General features: G+C 61.9%; 17 protein-coding genes and 1 tRNA gene. 5 read left to right on the plus strand and 13 right to left on the minus strand.

The features are described 5' to 3' along the window. Positions 1 to 156: 156 nt before the first annotated feature. Positions 157 to 939, minus strand: a complete 783-nt coding sequence (locus tag K225_RS0113290; protein WP_026436881.1) for a 3-hydroxybutyrate dehydrogenase — start codon at positions 937 to 939, stop codon at positions 157 to 159. Between the two features lie 69 nt (positions 940 to 1008). Between K225_RS0113290 and K225_RS0113295 the strand changes: the two genes are divergently transcribed. The 3 genes from K225_RS0113295 (at position 1009) to K225_RS0113305 (ending at position 4426) form a co-directional block, all read left to right on the plus strand. Beyond that, entirely contained in the window at positions 1009 to 2031 is a 1023-nt protein-coding gene (locus tag K225_RS0113295; RefSeq protein ID WP_026436882.1) for an alpha/beta fold hydrolase, read from the plus strand. After that, positions 2028 to 4241, plus strand: a complete 2214-nt coding sequence (locus tag K225_RS0113300) for a bifunctional (p)ppGpp synthetase/guanosine-3',5'-bis(diphosphate) 3'-pyrophosphohydrolase (protein ID WP_026436883.1) — start codon at positions 2028 to 2030, stop codon at positions 4239 to 4241. The genes K225_RS0113295 and K225_RS0113300 overlap by 4 nt, the downstream gene beginning before the upstream one ends. Before the next feature lie 108 nt (positions 4242 to 4349). After that, a tRNA-Val gene (locus tag K225_RS0113305) sits at positions 4350 to 4426 on the plus strand. Between the two features lie 1096 nt (positions 4427 to 5522). On the opposite strand, the gene K225_RS0113315 is transcribed toward K225_RS0113305, so the two are convergent. The 11 genes from K225_RS0113315 to K225_RS0113360 form a co-directional block, all read right to left on the minus strand. Further along, positions 5523 to 6818: a phage major capsid protein gene (locus tag K225_RS0113315; protein WP_026436884.1), complete on the minus strand. Its 1296-nt coding sequence runs from the start codon at positions 6816 to 6818 to the stop codon at positions 5523 to 5525. A gap of 155 nt (positions 6819 to 6973) precedes the next feature. Further along, positions 6974 to 7219 (minus strand): hypothetical protein, encoded by a 246-nt coding sequence (locus K225_RS22210; protein ID WP_155885272.1) that lies wholly within the window; start codon positions 7217 to 7219, stop codon positions 6974 to 6976. 10 nt (positions 7220 to 7229) lie between these two features. Then, positions 7230 to 7568 carry a hypothetical protein gene (locus tag K225_RS0113320; RefSeq protein WP_026436885.1) on the minus strand — a complete coding sequence of 113 codons (339 nt, stop codon included), beginning with the start codon at positions 7566 to 7568 and terminating at the stop codon, positions 7230 to 7232. Then, a complete protein-coding gene (locus tag K225_RS20790; protein WP_051248931.1) occupies positions 7565 to 10036 on the minus strand; it encodes a toprim domain-containing protein in 2472 nt (823 codons plus the stop codon). Before K225_RS20790 ends, K225_RS0113320 begins: the two co-directional genes overlap by 4 nt. Beyond that, complete coding sequence (locus K225_RS0113330; protein ID WP_026436886.1) at positions 10033 to 10605, minus strand: DUF3102 domain-containing protein; 573 nt, start codon at positions 10603 to 10605, stop codon at positions 10033 to 10035. The genes K225_RS20790 and K225_RS0113330 overlap by 4 nt, the downstream gene beginning before the upstream one ends. Further along, on the minus strand, positions 10602 to 10829 hold the full coding sequence (locus K225_RS0113335; protein WP_026436887.1) for a hypothetical protein: 228 nt from the start codon (positions 10827 to 10829) through the stop codon (positions 10602 to 10604). Before K225_RS0113335 ends, K225_RS0113330 begins: the two co-directional genes overlap by 4 nt. 9 nt (positions 10830 to 10838) lie before the next feature. Next, a complete protein-coding gene (locus tag K225_RS0113340) occupies positions 10839 to 11048 on the minus strand; it encodes an AlpA family transcriptional regulator (RefSeq protein ID WP_026436888.1) in 210 nt (69 codons plus the stop codon). Positions 11049 to 11218: 170 nt separating this feature from the next. Then, positions 11219 to 11800, minus strand: coding sequence for a hypothetical protein (locus tag K225_RS0113345; RefSeq protein ID WP_026436889.1), 582 nt, complete (start codon positions 11798 to 11800; stop codon positions 11219 to 11221). 37 nt (positions 11801 to 11837) lie between these two features. After that, complete coding sequence (locus K225_RS0113350) at positions 11838 to 12101, minus strand: hypothetical protein (protein WP_026436890.1); 264 nt, start codon at positions 12099 to 12101, stop codon at positions 11838 to 11840. 100 nt (positions 12102 to 12201) lie between these two features. After that, positions 12202 to 12354 carry a hypothetical protein gene (locus tag K225_RS22215; RefSeq protein ID WP_155885273.1) on the minus strand — a complete coding sequence of 51 codons (153 nt, stop codon included), beginning with the start codon at positions 12352 to 12354 and terminating at the stop codon, positions 12202 to 12204. Then, a complete protein-coding gene (locus K225_RS0113360; protein WP_026436891.1) occupies positions 12351 to 13505 on the minus strand; it encodes a tyrosine-type recombinase/integrase in 1155 nt (384 codons plus the stop codon). The genes K225_RS22215 and K225_RS0113360 overlap by 4 nt, the downstream gene beginning before the upstream one ends. A 423-nt stretch (positions 13506 to 13928) precedes the next feature. Between K225_RS0113360 and phaR the strand changes: the two genes are divergently transcribed. Continuing rightward, positions 13929 to 14492 carry a polyhydroxyalkanoate synthesis repressor PhaR gene (gene phaR / locus K225_RS0113365; RefSeq protein ID WP_051248934.1) on the plus strand — a complete coding sequence of 188 codons (564 nt, stop codon included), beginning with the start codon at positions 13929 to 13931 and terminating at the stop codon, positions 14490 to 14492. Between the two features lie 61 nt (positions 14493 to 14553). Beyond that, entirely contained in the window at positions 14554 to 15945 is a 1392-nt protein-coding gene (gene rimO, locus K225_RS0113370; RefSeq protein WP_026436893.1) for a 30S ribosomal protein S12 methylthiotransferase RimO, read from the plus strand. Between the two features lie 130 nt (positions 15946 to 16075). On the opposite strand, the gene efp is transcribed toward rimO, so the two are convergent. Further along, positions 16076 to 16630 carry an elongation factor P gene (gene efp / locus K225_RS0113375; RefSeq protein WP_026436894.1) on the minus strand — a complete coding sequence of 185 codons (555 nt, stop codon included), beginning with the start codon at positions 16628 to 16630 and terminating at the stop codon, positions 16076 to 16078. Between the last annotated feature and the right edge of the window lie 67 nt (positions 16631 to 16697).

Raw genomic sequence — 16697 nt, forward strand, 5'->3', positions numbered from 1 at the left:
ACTTCGAGTGCGCTGAACCGATAGGACATTCACCAGCGACTCCCATCAGGGACCGTGGCTGGCGCCACAGAAAGTCCGGATATACGGGTGCAATCTTTACTGTCTTGACTTCAGTGAGTGAGGGCTTGGCTTATTCGGGGCGTCCATATAAGGCTCTTACTGTGCCGCCCAGCCGCCGTCCATGTTCCAGGCCACGCCGCGCACGTTGTTGGCGGCGGGGGAGCAGAAGAAAACGGCCAGCTCGCCCAGTTCCTCGGGTGTGGTGAACTGCATGGACGGCTCTTTTTCGCCCAGCAGCAGCCGCTTGGCTTCGTCGTTCGAGATGCCGCGTTCTGTGGCCTTGGCGTCCACCTGCTTTTGCACCAGCGGCGTCAGCACCCAGCCGGGGCAGATGGCGTTGCAGGTGATGCCGGAAGCGGCATTTTCGAGCGCCGTCACCTTGGTCAGTCCCACGATGCCATGCTTGGCCGCGACATAGGCCGATTTTTGCGCCGAGCCCACCAGCCCGTGCACCGAGGCCACGTTGATGATACGGCCCCAGTTGGCCGCCTGCATGGCGGGCAGGGCCAGGCGGGAGGTATGAAAGGCGCTGGTCAGGTTGATGGCGATGATGGCGTCCCAGCGCTCCACCGGAAAATCCTGGATGCTGGCCACATGCTGGATGCCGGCATTGTTCACGAGGATGTCCACGCGCCCGAACTGCGCGGCGCTGTACTTCATCATGTCTTCGATATCGGCCGCACGACTCATGTCGGCGCCGTGGTAGGCCACCTGGGCACCTGTCGCCTGACCGGCCGCCAGCACCTCGGCACGCGGGCCGTCCACGTCGCCAAAACCATTGAGCACGATGTTGGCGCCCTGGCGGGCCAGGGCTTTGGCGATGCCCAGGCCGATGCCACTGGTGGAGCCGGTAACGAGTGCGGTTTTGCCTTTGAGCATGGGAGTCTCTCCGAATGAATTACGATGCAACGCAGCAATTATCGAACGCTGTCGCCAGATCCCGCACCCATGATTGAACCTACGCTGAACTACGTACTGTGCCCTGGCGCTGCCTCCGAGGCGGGCCCTCATGGGCGTGCGCTGGCCAGCCCGCAAGCGCAGCATCGCATGGCGTACTGGGAGTGGAACAGCACCGGCCATCCGGCCCATCCGCATGTGGTGGTGTGCGTGCATGGCCTCACGCGCCAGGGGCGGGATTTCGACACCCTGGCGCGCGCGCTCAGCCGCCACGCCCGGGTCATTTGCCCAGACGTGGTCGGCCGCGGCCAGAGCGACTGGCTGGACGATCCCGCTGGCTACCAGATTCCCCAGTACGCCGCCGACATGCTGGCCTTGCTGGGCCACTTGCAGCGGCAGGCCCCGGTGCAGACGCTGGACTGGGTGGGCACGAGCATGGGCGGCCTGATCGGCATGGCCCTGTGCGGCCAGCCCGGGCTGGGCGTGGCCGATGAGCCCACCTGCGCAGACAGACCCGCCACCGGTGTGGGGAGCCTGTGGCCGCTGGCCGTGCCGGTGCGCCGGCTGGTGCTCAATGATGTCGGCCCTGCCATCGAATGGGATGCCTTGCAGCGCATCGGCCAGTACCTGGGGGCTCCCGTCCGTTTTGATTCGCTGCAGCAGGCGGCCGATGCCATGTGGGCGATTTCGTCGAGCTTTGGCCCGCACACCGCTGCGCAATGGCTGGAGCTGTCGCGGCCCATGGTGCGTGCCTTGCCGACCGGTGGCCTGGCGCTGCATTACGATCCCGCCATCGCGCAGTCCTTTGGAGCCATGACGCCCGAGGCCTCTGCCGCCGGGGCACGGCAGCTGTGGCAGCTGTATGACCGCATCCAGGCGCGTACGTTGCTGCTGCGCGGCGCACAGTCCGACCTGCTGGCGCCAGAAACCGCACAGGCCATGGCGCGGCGCGGGCCGAAGGCGAAGCTGGTGGAGTTCGAGGGCGTGGGGCACGCCCCCACCTTGATGGCGCGAGACCAGGTGACGGCCGTCACCGACTTTCTCCTGGCACCGGAAGAGGTGGTGGCCGCATGAAAACGCACCCGCCTGTCGCCGCTGTGCAGGCCTCCACCGCCGACACCTTGCCGCAGCTCATTGCCGCAACGGCCCATACATTGCCTGAGCAGGTCAATGCCCTGGCGCGGGCGCGCGCCTTTGCCGAGCCCCTCATGGCGGGCGAGACGCTCGACTCCGGTGAAAACACGCTGGCCCATGCGGACGCCGTGGCCGCCATCCTCAAGGTCATTGGCGGATCAGAGGCCATGCAGGCGGCCAGCTACCTGGTGTATGCCTGCGGACACCTGAACAAGCCCCAGGAGGTGATCGCCAAGGCCTTTGGCGACAACTTTGCGGCCCTGGCGGTGGAAACCACCAAGCTCATGCGTGTGCAGCGCCAGGCGCGTGGGGCCCAGCAACTGGACGACCCGGCGGTGCAGACCGAGAACGTGCGCAAGATGCTGCTGGCGTTCTCGCGCGACCTGCGCGTGGTCATGCTGCGCCTGGCATCCCGACTGCAGACACTGCGGTTCCATGCCGCCAGCAAGCGCCCCGTGTCGCCCAGCCTGGCGCGCGAATCGCTGCAGGTGTTTGCACCGCTGGCCAACCGGCTGGGCATCTGGCAAGTGAAATGGGAGCTCGAGGACCTGTCGTTCCGGTTTCTCGAGCCCGATACCTACAAGGAAGTAGCCCGCCTGCTGGACGAAAAGCGTGGGGAGCGCGAGGTCTACATGGAACAGCTGCGTACGCGGCTGGAGTCCGACCTGCGCGCGCGCAGCATCAGTGCCAGCGTGCAGGGGCGACCCAAGCATATCTACAGCATCGTCAAGAAGATGCGCGGCAAGTCGCTCAATTTCGACCAGGTGCTGGACATCCGGGCGCTGCGCGTGGTGGTGCCATCGGTCAAGGACTGCTATGCCGCCCTGAGCTGGGTGCACGAGCAGTTCACGCCCATCGTGGAAGAGTTCGACGACTACATCGCGCGCCCCAAACCCAATGGCTACCAGTCGCTGCACACCATCGTGCGCGACGCTGCCGGCAAACCGATCGAGATCCAGATCCGCACCCAGGCCATGCACGACCACGCCGAGCACGGCGTGGCGGCGCACTGGGCCTACAAGGAGGCGGGCAGCAAGGGCTATGCGGGCGTATCGGCCAGTGGCGAATACGACGCCAAGATCGCGGTGCTGCGCCAGTTGCTGGCCTGGGAGCGCGACCTTGCCGGAGCGGTGCAAAACCGGGGCCTGTTTGACGACCGCATCTACGTGCTGACCCCCGAAGCCGCCGTGGTGGATTTGCCCCAGGGGGCCACACCCGTGGACTTCGCCTATGCCGTGCACACGAGCCTCGGCCATCGGTGCCGCGGCGCCAAGGTGGACGGTGCCATGGTGCCGCTCAACACGCCGCTGCAGAACGGCCAGACCGTGGAAATCACCACCGTCAAGGAAGGCCGCCCCTCGCGCGACTGGCTCAATGCCGAGCTGGGCTACCTCACCAGCAACCGGGCCAAGGCCAAGGTGCGTGCCTGGTTCAATGCCCAGGCCACCCACGAAACGGTGGCCCGGGGACGCGAGGCGGTTGAAAAGCTGCTGCAGCGCGAAGGCAAGACCGCCATGAAGCTGGACGACCTGGCGGTGCAGCTGGGGTTCAAGTCGGCCGACGCGCTGTTCGAAGTGGTGGGCAAGGACGAGTTTTCACTGCGCAGCATCGAAACCCTTTTGCGCCCGCCAGAGCCGGTACTGCAACCCGACGATTACCTGTTGCTGAAAAAGACCCGCACCAACGATGCCGCCCCCAAGGGCGGCGTGCTGGTGGTGGGGATCGACTCCCTCATGACCCAGCTGGCCAAGTGCTGCAAGCCTGCGCCACCCGACGATATCCGCGGCTTTGTCACCCGGGGCAAGGGCGTGAGCGTGCACCGGGCAGACTGCAGCAATTTCCGGGAGATGGCGGCGCGCAGCAGCGAACGGGTGATCGAGGTTGCATGGGGTGCGCCCAAAGCCACGGTGGGTGCTGCGATGTATCCCGTGGACGTGGCGGTGGAGGCGACCGATCGCCAGGGGCTGCTGCGCGACATCTCTGAAGTGTTTGCCCGGGAAAAGACCAACGTCATCGGCGTGCAGACCCAGTCGGTCAAGGGCACGGCCTGGATGACCTTCACCGTCGAGGTTGCCGATTCCGGGCGGCTGAACAAGGTGCTGGGCATTGTGGCCAGCGTTGCCGGGGTGCGCGCTGCACGGCGGCGCTGAGTTGCGTGCCGGTATCCGCGAATTCCGGTGGAACTCTGTTCATGATTTGTTGAAGGACCCGGCAAACAGGCTGATTTTTATGGCTATAATCGCTGTCTAAACAACGACAGGCGCGTAGCTCAGCTGGTTAGAGCACCACCTTGACATGGTGGGGGTCGTTGGTTCGAGTCCAATCGCGCCTACCAAAATTGCAAGCATTTACCAGGGCTTGCAGCGAAGTGCCCACTAACAAGTGGGCATTTTTGTTTCCGGGTACGGAAAACGTGCGGAAAAGCACTTCGTAAACCTGCCCAGCGCCAGACAAAAGAAAAGTCCCCCGCCGCGGGGCTTCACGCTTCCGCATTTCAAACGCGGAAGGGTGCAACGTGAGATTGCACCCGTCTGCGCCAAAATGCTCTGACGGTCTGCAGTTGCAGGCGCGGGCGCGGGCGCGATGCAATCTTTATCAGATTTCAAATCTGACTTTGCGTGTAGGGCAGCAGAGCCTTTGCAGCATTCACACGCAGGCGCAGCGGTGCGGCGGTATGGTTCACCAGCGCCAGCAGCCATGCAGCGGGGTCGCTAGTCTCAGGCAGGCCGTGTATCAGGCGGGGCTTGTTACGCGAGCCTGGGGGCCTTCCAGCGCCTTTGCGGCGGCCTCCCCAGCCGGTCGAACTTGATTGTTTTTCCATACCCGATTTTTTCTGCGAATGGGAAGCAATGGGGTGTCGCCGGTTTGAGGGTTGCAGAGTTTGACCCGGCCCCTACCCATCAAGGCGGGCTTCCATCGCGGTCACCATCGCTGCCAGCTCATCGAACGATGCGCCACCATCGCGGGCGGTCTGTATCTGCTCCAGTAGCGAAGCCTTTAGGCGTGCCTCATGGTGCATGGCGTGTGAATGTGCCAGCCGATTAATTCGAGCCCGCAGCGGCCCGGCTAGTGGCCTCGGTGGGTGTGTCTGGTGCATGGTGTCGCCTCTCTCGCGTGCGTGCGGGTGTATGCGCGGGAAGTTGTGCGTTAGCGTTAAATCAACATGAACATGCCGGTTTACATATTGGCAGGGTGTACGTTTTGACCGTGCCCCCACCCCTTAGCCAGTGGGCGCGGTGTCTTGCTGCTAGATAGTGTGGAGTTCCGCGCAGCCGTTTTCGCCTGCGGTGATCCACCTCACGCTGATGCTTCTCGTACAGCGCCATGCCTTCCCATAAAGCTCTGCGCGAGCTCCCAGTCCAGACAGCATCCGGGCCGGGGTTCACCACGCGGGGTATGGGCTTGCTCTCTCGCCCGCGTGGTGTTTTCCGTTAAGCCTTGACGCCGGTAACAACTGCCAGCGCTGCCGGGTACTGCACGATTACATCGGCGCGGACGTGGCAGGCGAACCCGATCTCGCCCGTTGCGGCGTACAAGTCGGGCAGCAGTTGAACCGACACGTTCTCTCGCATGGCGAACAGCAAGGTGCTGAAGTCGCCAACGTAGATTTCGCTGCAGTCGCTGCTGGTGCCCACGGTCAGGTTGTTGGGTATCTGACTGGTAGCGATCATCTTCACGTCCTTGAGCATCTCGGGGACTCGGATGGGCTGGCCGGTGGTGTCTGCCAATCCACCCAGTTTGACCAGGCTGCGGGGGGACATGATTGCGGCGGTGGGCATCGGTGCATCAGCCTGCAGGATTGCCTGCGTTGCGCTGAAGATGTTGGCAAAGCCTGCAAGGGCTGCGCCGTTCGCGCCGTTGGTCACAGCCTGAATTCCGACCGTGTTCAGGATGCCGCGCGGCTCGGGTGCCGTTCCGGTGCCGCGCAGTCCAGCGCGATCAAGCTCTTTGGCAAAGGCTTGCGCAATTGCCAGGTTAAGAGCCTGTTCGAGCCCTTGACCATCGGCCAGCAGTTCGCGGCTAACCTTGAACGTGAATGCCAGCGAGCGCGGGGTTGCGACGACTGCGCGGAACGCCGGGTCGGACGTCGCCAGCGTGCCACCCTCAGAGCGCCAGGCGGCGGTGGGGATGGTGCTCACGGCTGCGGTGGTGAACGTCTTGCCCGGCTCCAACGCCAGGATGCCAGCGCCCGCCGTCAGCAGACTCGATGCAGGAACCAGCGCGGACAGCACGCCGGGCATCAGCACGGATGGGACGGTGTAACCGCCGCTGGCGTCGGTGCCCACGCTCAGCGCGTTCTGCACAGCGCCCGTAGAGCGAAGGTTCGCCACGCCGCGCAGGAAGTCGTGAATGCCGAACTCGCCCTCGCCGTGTCCGTCTGTTTTGTAGTGCTTCGCAAAGTCGGCACTGTTGCGCATGGTTTTAAGGCCGTGTGCGTTTTCGCTCTTTTGCTCGAAGTGGTCGAGTCCGGAGTTGATTTCCGCAACTACGCGCGCTGCGTGCGACAGGCCTGCAGTTACTTCGTTTGAGAACTCGTTCGGATGCAGCTTGGCGGTGATGGCATTGACCGCGCGCCGCATCGTCTTGCGTGCTTCGTGGGCCTCGTTGGTGGCGTAGTTAAGGCCACTGCCCTTGATGTTGGCGGCGTCTGGCAGGCCGTGTTTGGCGCAAAGGATTTCCCACTGCTGGCGGGGGTACTGCGTGGCGTCTTGTTCGAAGTTCGACATGGTGTTTCTTTCGGTGGTTCGCTTGGGGCGAAAAAAAAGCGCGCCCAAGCCGTTACTAATGAGTCGGCTTGATACGCGCTTCCCGAAGGGATGCCGGATCGTGCGGTGCTTGAAATAGCCCGTGGGACTTTTTCTTGCGACCGATGCCGCAAAGTCTAGCACAAAGGACGGGAACTGTCTTTCAAAAGTTGAATTTCGCGCTCGCCGTGCATGGATGCGCTAAGGCGATCCAGCAACATCAGGCAGCACGACCGGCCCAATTTTTCGCAGTCCTGCGGACTTGCCGAGATGGCGCTCGCTGCCGCAATCAGCGCCGCAAATGCCGGGCTTCGGAACGTTGGGATGGGCTCGCCGTCGATGGTTTGTTCGAGAACTTGCGTGATGTGTTCAAAGTTGGTCATGGTGATGCTTTCAGTTTGTTGATGACGCTGCGCGGTAAGCCGACCACAGGGAAGCACCTGCCCCACAGCGCCGCGCGTAGCGGCTTCCACGTCCTGCGGCCTGGCAGACAACGCAATTGACGTGGTGCGCCAGGTAGGCGCGATCCAGTTCGCGCCATGCGTCCGGGTTGATTGGGGGCTCTGGCGCGGCGGGTGCAAGGGCTTCGATCAGCGCAGCACGGTGCTGACGCAGCCGGGGGGCCCAGGCCGCCACAGCATCCACATGCCCCACGGCCTTGAGCTTGCCGTCCACGAACTTGAGTGCGACGCCCGCATCCATTGCGGCGCGAATGATGGTGTCCGTGCTCATATTTCCACCTCCACGCCCGAAGAAACTTGTCCTTGCCAAGTCCCATAAGTCCCATGTCCCACGTTTTCCAGCTTGTCCAGGTCGTCAAAATCAGGGACTTGGGACATTTGGGACTTTGTGTCCTGAACTTTCTTTTGAACAGTCCAGCGCACCACGCCGCCCGAACCTTTGCCCAGGCACTTGCATTCGATTCCCATTTGGCGCAGTGCGGGTGCTGCGCGGCGCAGGGCATCGCCCAGGCCCTTGGGGGAGCGCGGCCATGCGTCTGCGCCGGTTGGCTTGTAGCGCTCCAGGCGGGTCAGGATGGCTTTGACGGGGGCGGTTATGCCAGCAGGTTCTGCTTCGATCATGTCCACCACGGCAGCAGCCACTGGCGATGCATCCAACGTCCGCGCCACAGTCTCAGAACGCAGTTCCTTGAACTTGTCCATGAACTCGGACGGGTTGCGTCCTGCTGAACTAGCCACTGCCATGCCCAGCAAGGCGAACTCCACCAGGCGCGGGCGGTCAGCCGGGGGCAGCTTCATGGATGGCAGAACTCCAAGAGCCTTTGCCGCCGTGTCGAGTAAGCCACCCAGGATGCCGGGGAGCGCCTTATCGAACTCGTCCCACTGAAGGCTGGAAGATTGGCGTTCTTCGATCACCGGGCACTCCACGCTGATGACGCGATCCACCGCGTCTTGCTGGGTCACAGCAATGGAAATTCCATTGAGCATCCAGGGGCGGCGCACGTTGATGACGTGCTCGTCGTCGTTGCTGTAGAGCATTCGCTTGCTGTAACCGCCGCCCGTGGAAAGAATGCACAGCGCATCTTGCATGGGGCCTGGCAGATGGGACACGTTCTCATAAGCGACAACATGGTTTTGACCTGCTGCGACGAATATGTCCTCCACGGTTTTCGGTGCGCCACGCAGGTTGCAGGAGCTGGGATCAATGACGCGGCGCAGGGCCTCGGCTGCGGTGGATTTTCCAGAGCCTTGTTCGCCCACCAGCTCCAGGCCGGGGTAAGGCGTGTCCGGCCGGATAGAGTCGATCAGCCACGTCACGACAAGGATGCGCAGGTTTTCGGGCACGTTGGCGGTGTCCCACAGCCTGGCCAGACTTCCACCCTTCACTGGCGTTGGCAATGGCTGCATGGCCTCGCCTCGCACGAACAAAACAGGCGGGTTCTCCACGATGCGCCAGTGCCCTGCGGCCAGCTCGATTGCACGACTGTTACCGGGCTCGCACAAGTCCAAGTAGTATTTGCCGCCGTGCGCAGCACAGCGAACGTGCACGGCCTGCGGCTCGCCGTTGTAGCGGCCCAGGGCTTGCAGCGTGCCCAGCGCCTCGCGCAAAGACTGGTCACGAACAGCGACTTCTTTTTGCTTGTAGAACCCAGCGATCAAACGGTCTTTGAACTGACGGCCACCCAGGCGGCGAACCTCGCCCGTGTGGGCGTCGCGTGCAAACACATCGCCGTTTTTGTCGTGCAGCAGCTCGAAGTGAGAGCTTGCGAATTCGACAAGCATGTCCGTCTGGCTGCGCTTTTTTTCTTCTTCGTCGTCGTCGTCGCCACCAGCGTCTGGTGCCTTGGCTGGCGATACCGTGGGCGCGGCGATCAGTTCCTCCACGGTGCCGCCCGCGTCCATCCAGTCCGACACATCACCCTTTTCTGGCAGTCCAGCCAATTCCATGATGCGAACATGCGCCGCTATGCCCTTGAGGCTCTTTGCGACTTTCTGCACATGATCGCGGCCAGCGTCGTCGTTGTCAGGGATCAGGATGACGGTGCGGTCTTTCAGGTGCTCAGAATGGCAGGATTTCCACTTGCCAGCGCCGCCCGCATTGCAGGTAGCCACCAGGCCCAGCGCTGCCAGACGATCCGCGTCTTTCTCGCCCTCCACGATGTAGATGGCCGAACCCAGGGGCGCGGCCACCAGCTCGGGCAGACGGTAGGGCACCTGGCGCGTGCCTTGCACCTTGTATTCCCAGCCGTCGCCGTTGGGGCGGCGCTGAACGAACTTCTTCGGCTCGAAGCGCTGAACCTGAAACAGCAAACTGCCATCCTCGGCGCGGTAGTCATAGGTTGCGATAACGCGGGCCTTGACGGGCTTTTCTGCAGGTGCTGTGACGGTGCTTTCCACGCGGTCTGTGACGGGCTTTTCTGTGGCACTGGCAGACGTGGCTTCTTTGCGCCGCTGCGCCATGCGGGCTGTCACGGGGTGCGGCGCAGGTGTGGCAATGCCATGCTCCTTGAGCCAATCCAGAGCCTGCGAACGGGTCTGCAATCCGTTATTGCGACGGATCAGGTCGAGGATGCCGCCGCCCTCGTTGGCCTCATGGTCGAAGAACCTGTTCTTGTCGGGGTCGATTGAAAGACTGCCGTTTGTGCCGTAACGAATATCGTTTTCTTTGGACAGTTGCGAGTTCGGCTCACCCAGCAGCAGGGCGGCCACGGTCTTGATGGTGTCTGGCTCGAAGGTCACTCGGCACCCCCTTGCTGCAATTGATCCAGCTCGATCAGCATGTCCTGCAACTTGGTGCGCAGCGCAGTCACTTGGGCGGGCTTGATGTCCATGAACTGGCCGATACGCTTGGCAGCATCCCGGATGCTTTTGGCGGTGGAGCTGAACTTCGCAGACACTCGTTCACGTTCTTCACGCCTACGCGGCGCAGCCGCCGGTAAAACCTTTTCGGTGGTGGGCGGGGTCGGGTCGGTGGCGATGGCCTTCACAGCTTCGCGCACGGGCAAACTGGCAACGCGTTGCCGTTCTGGTTCCGGCAGACTGGGGAAGTCCTTCGCCAATTTCATGTAAGCCCTGGCGGTGCGGGAAGCAAGGTTGCAATGCTCGGTCAACCACTTATCCCAGTCGCCATGCTTCACCAGGGGCTTTGCCTCGTTCAAAAGCGCGCCTATTTCGAGCGCGTACTCCAATGCCTTCTTCGCGTGGGTTTCGGCCATTCGCACGCGCATACTGATGCGCTCGGCAAGCTCTAGTGCAGTGGGCTGGCCAGCGTCGAGGATTTCGAGCGCGGTTGTTTCGTGAGTGGTCATGCTGCACCTCCCACCATCACCAGGAAAGCCTGCACATCGTGCCAATGGGTGAACACGCGGGATTGAGCCCAGCGGCTCACCACGTAGGTGACGCGGCCATCGTCGGCGCGCACGGTGCGGTTAAGCGCATGGCCTTTCAGGGCGAAGCGTGCCGCGATGGTGTGAAATGTCTTGTCGTCGGGTACGCCGGGGGCTGGCGTGATGCCATGTGGAGTAGTGGTCATTGCTGCCCCTTACTCGGCTTCGAGCGACTTTTCGATCAGGTCGAAAATCAGCGCGTCAATGGACGTAGAAGTCCAGGCGATGGCGCGGACGCCGATCTTGACTGGCTTGGGGTAGCGGCCTTGACGGACGCCGCGATCCCAGGAGCTTTTGGGGATGCCGGTGCGGGCGAGAACCTGCGGCTTGCGCAGTAGGGTGACTTGGGTGGATGCAGCTTGCATATTGAAAGCCTTTCGCGTTTGTACGGAAAACGCTTGCGGCCCCACTTTTCAAAGTGGTGTAATGCAAGTCTCTGTCTGAAGGAGAACTGCACAACGGGCCTCAAGCTCTTTTGTGTGGGGGAAATTGCCGGGTGTAGGAGCCCGGCTTTTTCTTTTCCACGGTATGAAGTCTATTTGGCACTTCCGGTTTTTTTTGACGCCTCGCCGCCCGTTCCTTCCGTTTTCCCGGCATCGCGTAACTTTTTCCAGCGCCTCACCTCATCCTCTGCCCCCCTAACACTGTTGATTCCAAAGGCTTTTCTAAGTCTTGTGGCTAGTCGTGGGGTGTCGAAAATGTCTTTCTGTTCGTCTAGAAAGTTGCTGTAGATGTGGCGTTCGTTGTCCTTCTTCTCCTGCTTCTTGTCGAGCGCCTTCTTGCTCCTTTCGCCGTCGAAGTGGGCTTGCATGGGGGCAACGATCTTTTTCACGTCATGGTGCGGCCACGCGCGTTCCAGCAGTTGTTGGAGCAGTTCCAGCAAGTCTTTGCACATTTCGTTGGCGGTGATTTCTGGATCCGCCTGCAAGGCTGCAATGCCTGCTTCCAGCTTTTTCATGGCGCGCCATTCTGGTGTGGTCTGTAGCGCGTCCCACTCTGCTTTCCAGCGCGGCACGTCCGCAGCGAATGACAGCCTTGCAGCGAGCTTTTCGGCCTCGGATGTCAGGCATGTGACCCCCAGGGACTCCAGCGTTTGGCGTTTTGGCGCAGAAGTCATTCATCCACCTCCAGGCATTTGCAGCGATCGAATGTGGCTAGGCCAGCAGGCCTGAGTAAATCCTCTCCAGGTCTCGCGTGCTGGGTTCGTCGCCTTCGTCGCGTCCGTGCAGCTTTTGGGCGTAGAAGATGATCTCTGACAGCGTTTTGATGCGGGCCATGATGCCGTGGAATATCGGGCGGTCGTCGTCCTTGCATATGTCCGCTGCGGCCTCTGCCAGCTTGCTGATTTCCAGATTCGCCAGTCGTGACAGCTCCATGCGGGCTTCGGTGTCTTTTTCGTTATGCTCGTGAATAGCCATGGTGAAAGTCCTTCTTTCGTTGTGGTTAGACAGTCGGGGCGGTTCCTTCGCCCTGGCTGTCGCCTTGTTGCCCTGCATGATCCGGCGCAGGGCTTGCCGGTTATTGTGTTGCGATCAGTTCCTCGAACAGCGCATCCTCTGCGCGTTCGATCCAGGCATCCAAGGCCGCGCCCTCGAGGCCCTGCGCAGGCGTCGTGTCAACGTCAAATTCAGCGCTCAGGCGGCGCAGCATGATGATTTGGAAATTCGTCACAGTGCGAGCCTTTCAAGTGCGGTTGCAGCGACTTCGCTGCGCAGATGTCCGTAGTGCGCCTCAACCATCCTCACACTGGTGCCCGAGATTTGCGCCACAGTCAGCAAGTCCAGGCCGCCGTGCACCAGGTCGGTAATGGTGGAATGCCTGAGCGTGTACATCGTCGCGTCAGAGGGGAGTTTTGCAGCGTCTGCCGCATCGCGGAATGTGTGTTTCCATGCGTCCTTGTTCCAGGCTTTGCCGTCTGCCCTGGCGAACAATGGTGCGGTGGGCAGCTTGTCCTTCGCCGCCGCCTCGAATGCCGCCGCAGTAGCTGGTGGGAGCTTGATCTTGCGGTCTTTCCCGGCCTTGTCCTTGCCGATCGTCAGGGTCAGCAGGCGCTTGTCGTAGCTGCCAGCGGTCAGTGCAGCCAGCGCACCAGGTCGAAGTGGCAGCAGACAAAGTGCCCGAAGGAAAAGGCCCAGGTCAGGCGCTGCGGCCTCGATCAGCTTCTTTCGCTGGGTGCGGTCGAGATACACGTCACGCCGTCCGTCCGCGCCCTTGATGGGGGTCAGCTTGCCGCGCCAGGGTAGGGTGCTGGCGACAAGGCCATCAGCGTGCGCCAGGTTCAGCGCCGCCCTGAAACTTGTCATGTCGCGGTTCAACGTTGAGGCAGTCCGAACGCCGCCGTCCTTAGTGGCGCGGTCTTGAAGGCGGTTGCGCCAGGATTCGACAGATACGGGTTTGAGCTTGGCAAGCTCGGTGTTTGCAAACCGCGTGTTGTCCAGAACGTACTGGTCGAAACGGCGCTTTACATCGTGTGCGGCCTTGTCGCCTTTGGTGCGCGTCAGGTGTTTGACGTAGCGGTCGCAGGCGTCCTTGACGGTGAATGTCTCGGTGCTGCCGCCCATGCCAAGGTGGTTGAACCATTCCCGCGCCGCCTTGACCGCCGCGTCGAAGCGCTCGTTGTCGGGCAGGTGGTCTAGCGTGCCCAGCGCTTTGTAATGTTGTTTCTCGGTGTCGGTGTCTCGATACCGCGCCACCCAGGAGCCGGGGCTTGATGCGGTCAGCACACGAATGCCAAGGTAGCAGCCAGCACTGACGCGGTGCCAGTATGGTTCGCGCCGTGGCTTGAGCTTTTCCCGGTCTGAAACTTTGGAGATGGCTGTCATTTTTCCGCACGTAGAGAGTACGGAAATAGTGTAGGTCAGTTTTGGTAGCTAGTGAAGCCTTATTTCTATAGCTACAGAGAGAAATTAGACTTCACGAAACCTCGTTAAAACTCAATTCCCCACCTTGACATGGTGGGGGTCGTTGGTTCGAGTCCAATCGCGCCTACCAACTCACCATTGGTACAAAACCTTCCAGATCAATGGTCTGGAAGGTTTTTTTATTGGTATCGGCAGTTGGCTGAGGTTATGGGGGCGCAGCGCTGCCGTCTGGCCCACTGCACTCGTTCAAGGGGTAGGGCATTCTCCGTGCGCAACGGACGCCATGGGGGCAAGGCCGTTCGGCCTGATCCGCGCCGGGCCATCAGGGTAATCCTTCGCCGGCACAGTGCCCCTCACTCTCTAGAATCTGTTGCACTGCAATAAATGGGCATCAGGCCCGAGGAGTCCGTAGTGCCCGACAAGAAAAGCGCCCCCGCCGCCAAGATAGCGCAGCGCGTGATCAAGAAGTACCCCAATCGCCGCCTGTACGACACGGATACATCCACCTACATCACCCTGGCCGAAGTGCGCCAGCTTGTCATGGAACACCAGAATGTGGTGGTGCGCGATGCCAAGACGGGCGAAGACCTCACGCGCAGCATCCTGCTGCAGATCATTCTGGAGGAAGAGGCGGGCGGCGCGCCCATGTTCACCGAGGCGGTGCTGGCCAACATCATCCGCTTCTACGGCCACGCGATGCAGGGCTTCATGGGCGCCTATCTGGAGAAGAACGTGCAGGCCTTCACCGAAGTGCAGGCCAAGCTGGCCGAGCAGTCGCAAAGCGTGACGCCCGAGATGTGGGCGCAGTTCATGAACCTGCAGTCGCCCATGCTCAAGGGCATGATGGGCAACTATGTCGAGCAGTCGCAGTCCATGCTGACCCAGATGCAGGAGCAGATGCAAAAGCAGACCGAGCAGATGCTCGGCGCCTTTGGTTTGAAGCGCTGAAAAAGGGTTGGATCAGCCCTTGCCAACCTGCCCGGTGCTGGAACTGGGACAATACAGGGATATGAGCGAAGCACTCTCCCCCCCAAAAATCCCCAAGGTCGGATTCGTCAGTCTCGGCTGCCCCAAGGCGCTGACCGATTCCGAGCTGATCCTGACGCAACTGAGCGCAGAGGGTTACGAAACCTCCAAAACCTTCGACGGTGCCGATCTCGTCATCGTCAACACCTGCGGCTTCATTGACGATGCCGTCAAGGAAAGCCTGGACACCATCGGCGAGGCGCTGGCCGAGAACGGCAAGGTCATCGTCACCGGTTGCCTGGGCGCGCGCGCGGGCGAGGGTGGCGGCAACATGGTGCGCGAGATGCACCCCAGCGTGCTCGCCGTCACCGGCCCGCACGCCACGCAGGAGGTGATGGATGCCGTGCACCTGAACCTGCCCAAGCCGCACGATCCATTTCTGGACCTGGTGCCGGGCAGTTTCGGCGTGGCGGGCATCAAGCTCACGCCTAGGCACTATGCGTATCTGAAGATCAGCGAGGGCTGCAACCACCGCTGCACCTTCTGCATCATCCCGTCGATGCGCGGCGACCTGGTGTCGCGCCCGGTGGGGGATGTGCTCAGCGAGGCCAAGGCGCTGTTCGAAGGCGGCGTGAAGGAGTTGCTGGTGATCAGCCAGGACACGTCGGCCTATGGCGTGGACGTGAAATACCGCACCGGTTTCTGGGATGGCAAGCCTGTCAAGACGCGCATGCTGGAGCTGGTGCAGACGCTGGGCGAGATCGCCGAGCCCTATGGCGCCTGGGTGCGTTTGCACTATGTGTACCCGTACCCCAGCGTGGACGAGATCATCCCGCTCATGGCCACGGGCAAGGTGCTGCCGTACCTGGACGTGCCGTTCCAGCACAGCCACCCCGATGTCTTGAAGCGCATGAAGCGCCCTGCCAGCGGCGAGCGCAACCTCGAGCGTATCCAGCGCTGGCGCGAGGCCTGTCCCGAGCTGGTCATCCGCAGCACCTTCATCGCGGGCTTTCCGGGCGAGACGGAAGAAGAGTTCCAGCACCTGCTCGACTTCGTGCGCGAGGCGCAGATCGACCGTGCAGGCTGCTTTGCCTACAGCGACGTGAATGGCGCTGCCGCCAACGAGCTGCCCGGCATGCTGCCCCTGGAAGTGCGCGAAGAGCGCCGCGCCCGCTTCATGGCCGTGGCCGAAGAGGTGTCGATTGCCAAGCTGCAGCGCCGCGTGGGCGCCACCATGCAGGTGCTGGTGGACCATGCCCCCGCTTTGGGCAAGAAGGGCGGCCGGGGCCGCAGCTATGCCGACGCACCCGAGATTGATGGCGTGGTGCATCTGCTGCCACCGGAGAAGATCAGCAAGCAGCTCAAGGTGGGTGAATTCACGCGTGCGCGCATCGTGGGCACGCAGGGGCATGACCTGGTGGCCGTGCCGGTGTGATCCTGTTGGTCGCTGCGGTTGCTATGGTTTGAATGGTTGCTGGCGATTTTCCATCAAACGCTAGAACCAAATATGACCAGTAAAAAAGGCTTCCCTCGGGAAGCCTTTTTGTTGGGCGGAGGCGCAAGCCTCAGACGCGCTTGCGGTATTCGCCGGTGCGGGTGTCGATTTCGATCTTGTCGCCCTGGCTGACGAACAGCGGCACGGGCACTTCGAAGCCGGTGGCGATCTTGGCGGGCTTGAGAACCTTGCCGGAGGTGTCGCCCTTGACGGCGGGTTCGGTCCAGGTGATTTCGCGCTCTACGCTGGTGGGCAGCTCGACCGAGATGGCCTTGCCGTCGTAGAACACCACTTCCAGGGCCATGCCATCTTCGAGGTAGTTCAGGGCATCGCCCATATTTTCGGCTTCGACTTCGTACTGGTTGTAGTCGGCGTCCATGCACACATACAACGGATCGGCGAAGTAGGAGTAGGTGCACTCCTTTTTGTCGAGGATGACGTTGTCGATCTTGTCGTCGGCCTTGAACACGATTTCTGTGCCGAAGTTGGCGATGAGGCTCTTGAGCTTCATGCGCACGGTGGCGGCGCCGCGGCCGCCGCGGGCGTATTCGGTCTTGAGGACGACCATGGGGTCCTTGCCGTGCATGATGACGTTGCCGGCGCGGATTTCTTGAGCGATTTTCATAGCAGGTTGCTTGGGTTGGGGCCGCTCAACGCAGGGGCGGGTGACCTTCAGGGGCTGAAGGCGCGCC

Source organism: Acidovorax sp. JHL-9, assembly GCF_000426205.1.
Classification (GTDB): domain Bacteria; phylum Pseudomonadota; class Gammaproteobacteria; order Burkholderiales; family Burkholderiaceae_C; genus Acidovorax; species Acidovorax soli.

Excerpts from the sequence above, each read along its gene's own strand:
- K225_RS0113290 (WP_026436881.1), bottom strand. The coding sequence starts at position 939 with ATGCTCAAAGGCAAAACCGCACTCGTTACCGGCTCCACCAGTGGCATC.
- K225_RS0113295 (WP_026436882.1), top strand. The coding sequence starts at position 1,009 with ATGATTGAACCTACGCTGAACTACGTACTGTGCCCTGGCGCTGCCTCC.
- K225_RS0113300 (WP_026436883.1), top strand. The coding sequence starts at position 2,028 with ATGAAAACGCACCCGCCTGTCGCCGCTGTGCAGGCCTCCACCGCCGAC.
- K225_RS0113315 (WP_026436884.1), bottom strand. The coding sequence starts at position 6,818 with ATGTCGAACTTCGAACAAGACGCCACGCAGTACCCCCGCCAGCAGTGG.
- K225_RS22210 (WP_155885272.1), bottom strand. The coding sequence starts at position 7,219 with ATGACCAACTTTGAACACATCACGCAAGTTCTCGAACAAACCATCGAC.
- K225_RS0113320 (WP_026436885.1), bottom strand. The coding sequence starts at position 7,568 with ATGAGCACGGACACCATCATTCGCGCCGCAATGGATGCGGGCGTCGCA.
- K225_RS0113330 (WP_026436886.1), bottom strand. The coding sequence starts at position 10,605 with ATGACCACTCACGAAACAACCGCGCTCGAAATCCTCGACGCTGGCCAG.
- K225_RS0113335 (WP_026436887.1), bottom strand. The coding sequence starts at position 10,829 with ATGACCACTACTCCACATGGCATCACGCCAGCCCCCGGCGTACCCGAC.
- K225_RS0113340 (WP_026436888.1), bottom strand. The coding sequence starts at position 11,048 with ATGCAAGCTGCATCCACCCAAGTCACCCTACTGCGCAAGCCGCAGGTT.
- K225_RS0113345 (WP_026436889.1), bottom strand. The coding sequence starts at position 11,800 with ATGACTTCTGCGCCAAAACGCCAAACGCTGGAGTCCCTGGGGGTCACA.
- K225_RS0113350 (WP_026436890.1), bottom strand. The coding sequence starts at position 12,101 with ATGGCTATTCACGAGCATAACGAAAAAGACACCGAAGCCCGCATGGAG.
- K225_RS0113360 (WP_026436891.1), bottom strand. The coding sequence starts at position 13,505 with ATGACAGCCATCTCCAAAGTTTCAGACCGGGAAAAGCTCAAGCCACGG.
- phaR (WP_051248934.1), top strand. The coding sequence starts at position 13,929 with ATGGGCATCAGGCCCGAGGAGTCCGTAGTGCCCGACAAGAAAAGCGCC.
- rimO (WP_026436893.1), top strand. The coding sequence starts at position 14,554 with ATGAGCGAAGCACTCTCCCCCCCAAAAATCCCCAAGGTCGGATTCGTC.
- efp (WP_026436894.1), bottom strand. The coding sequence starts at position 16,630 with ATGAAAATCGCTCAAGAAATCCGCGCCGGCAACGTCATCATGCACGGC.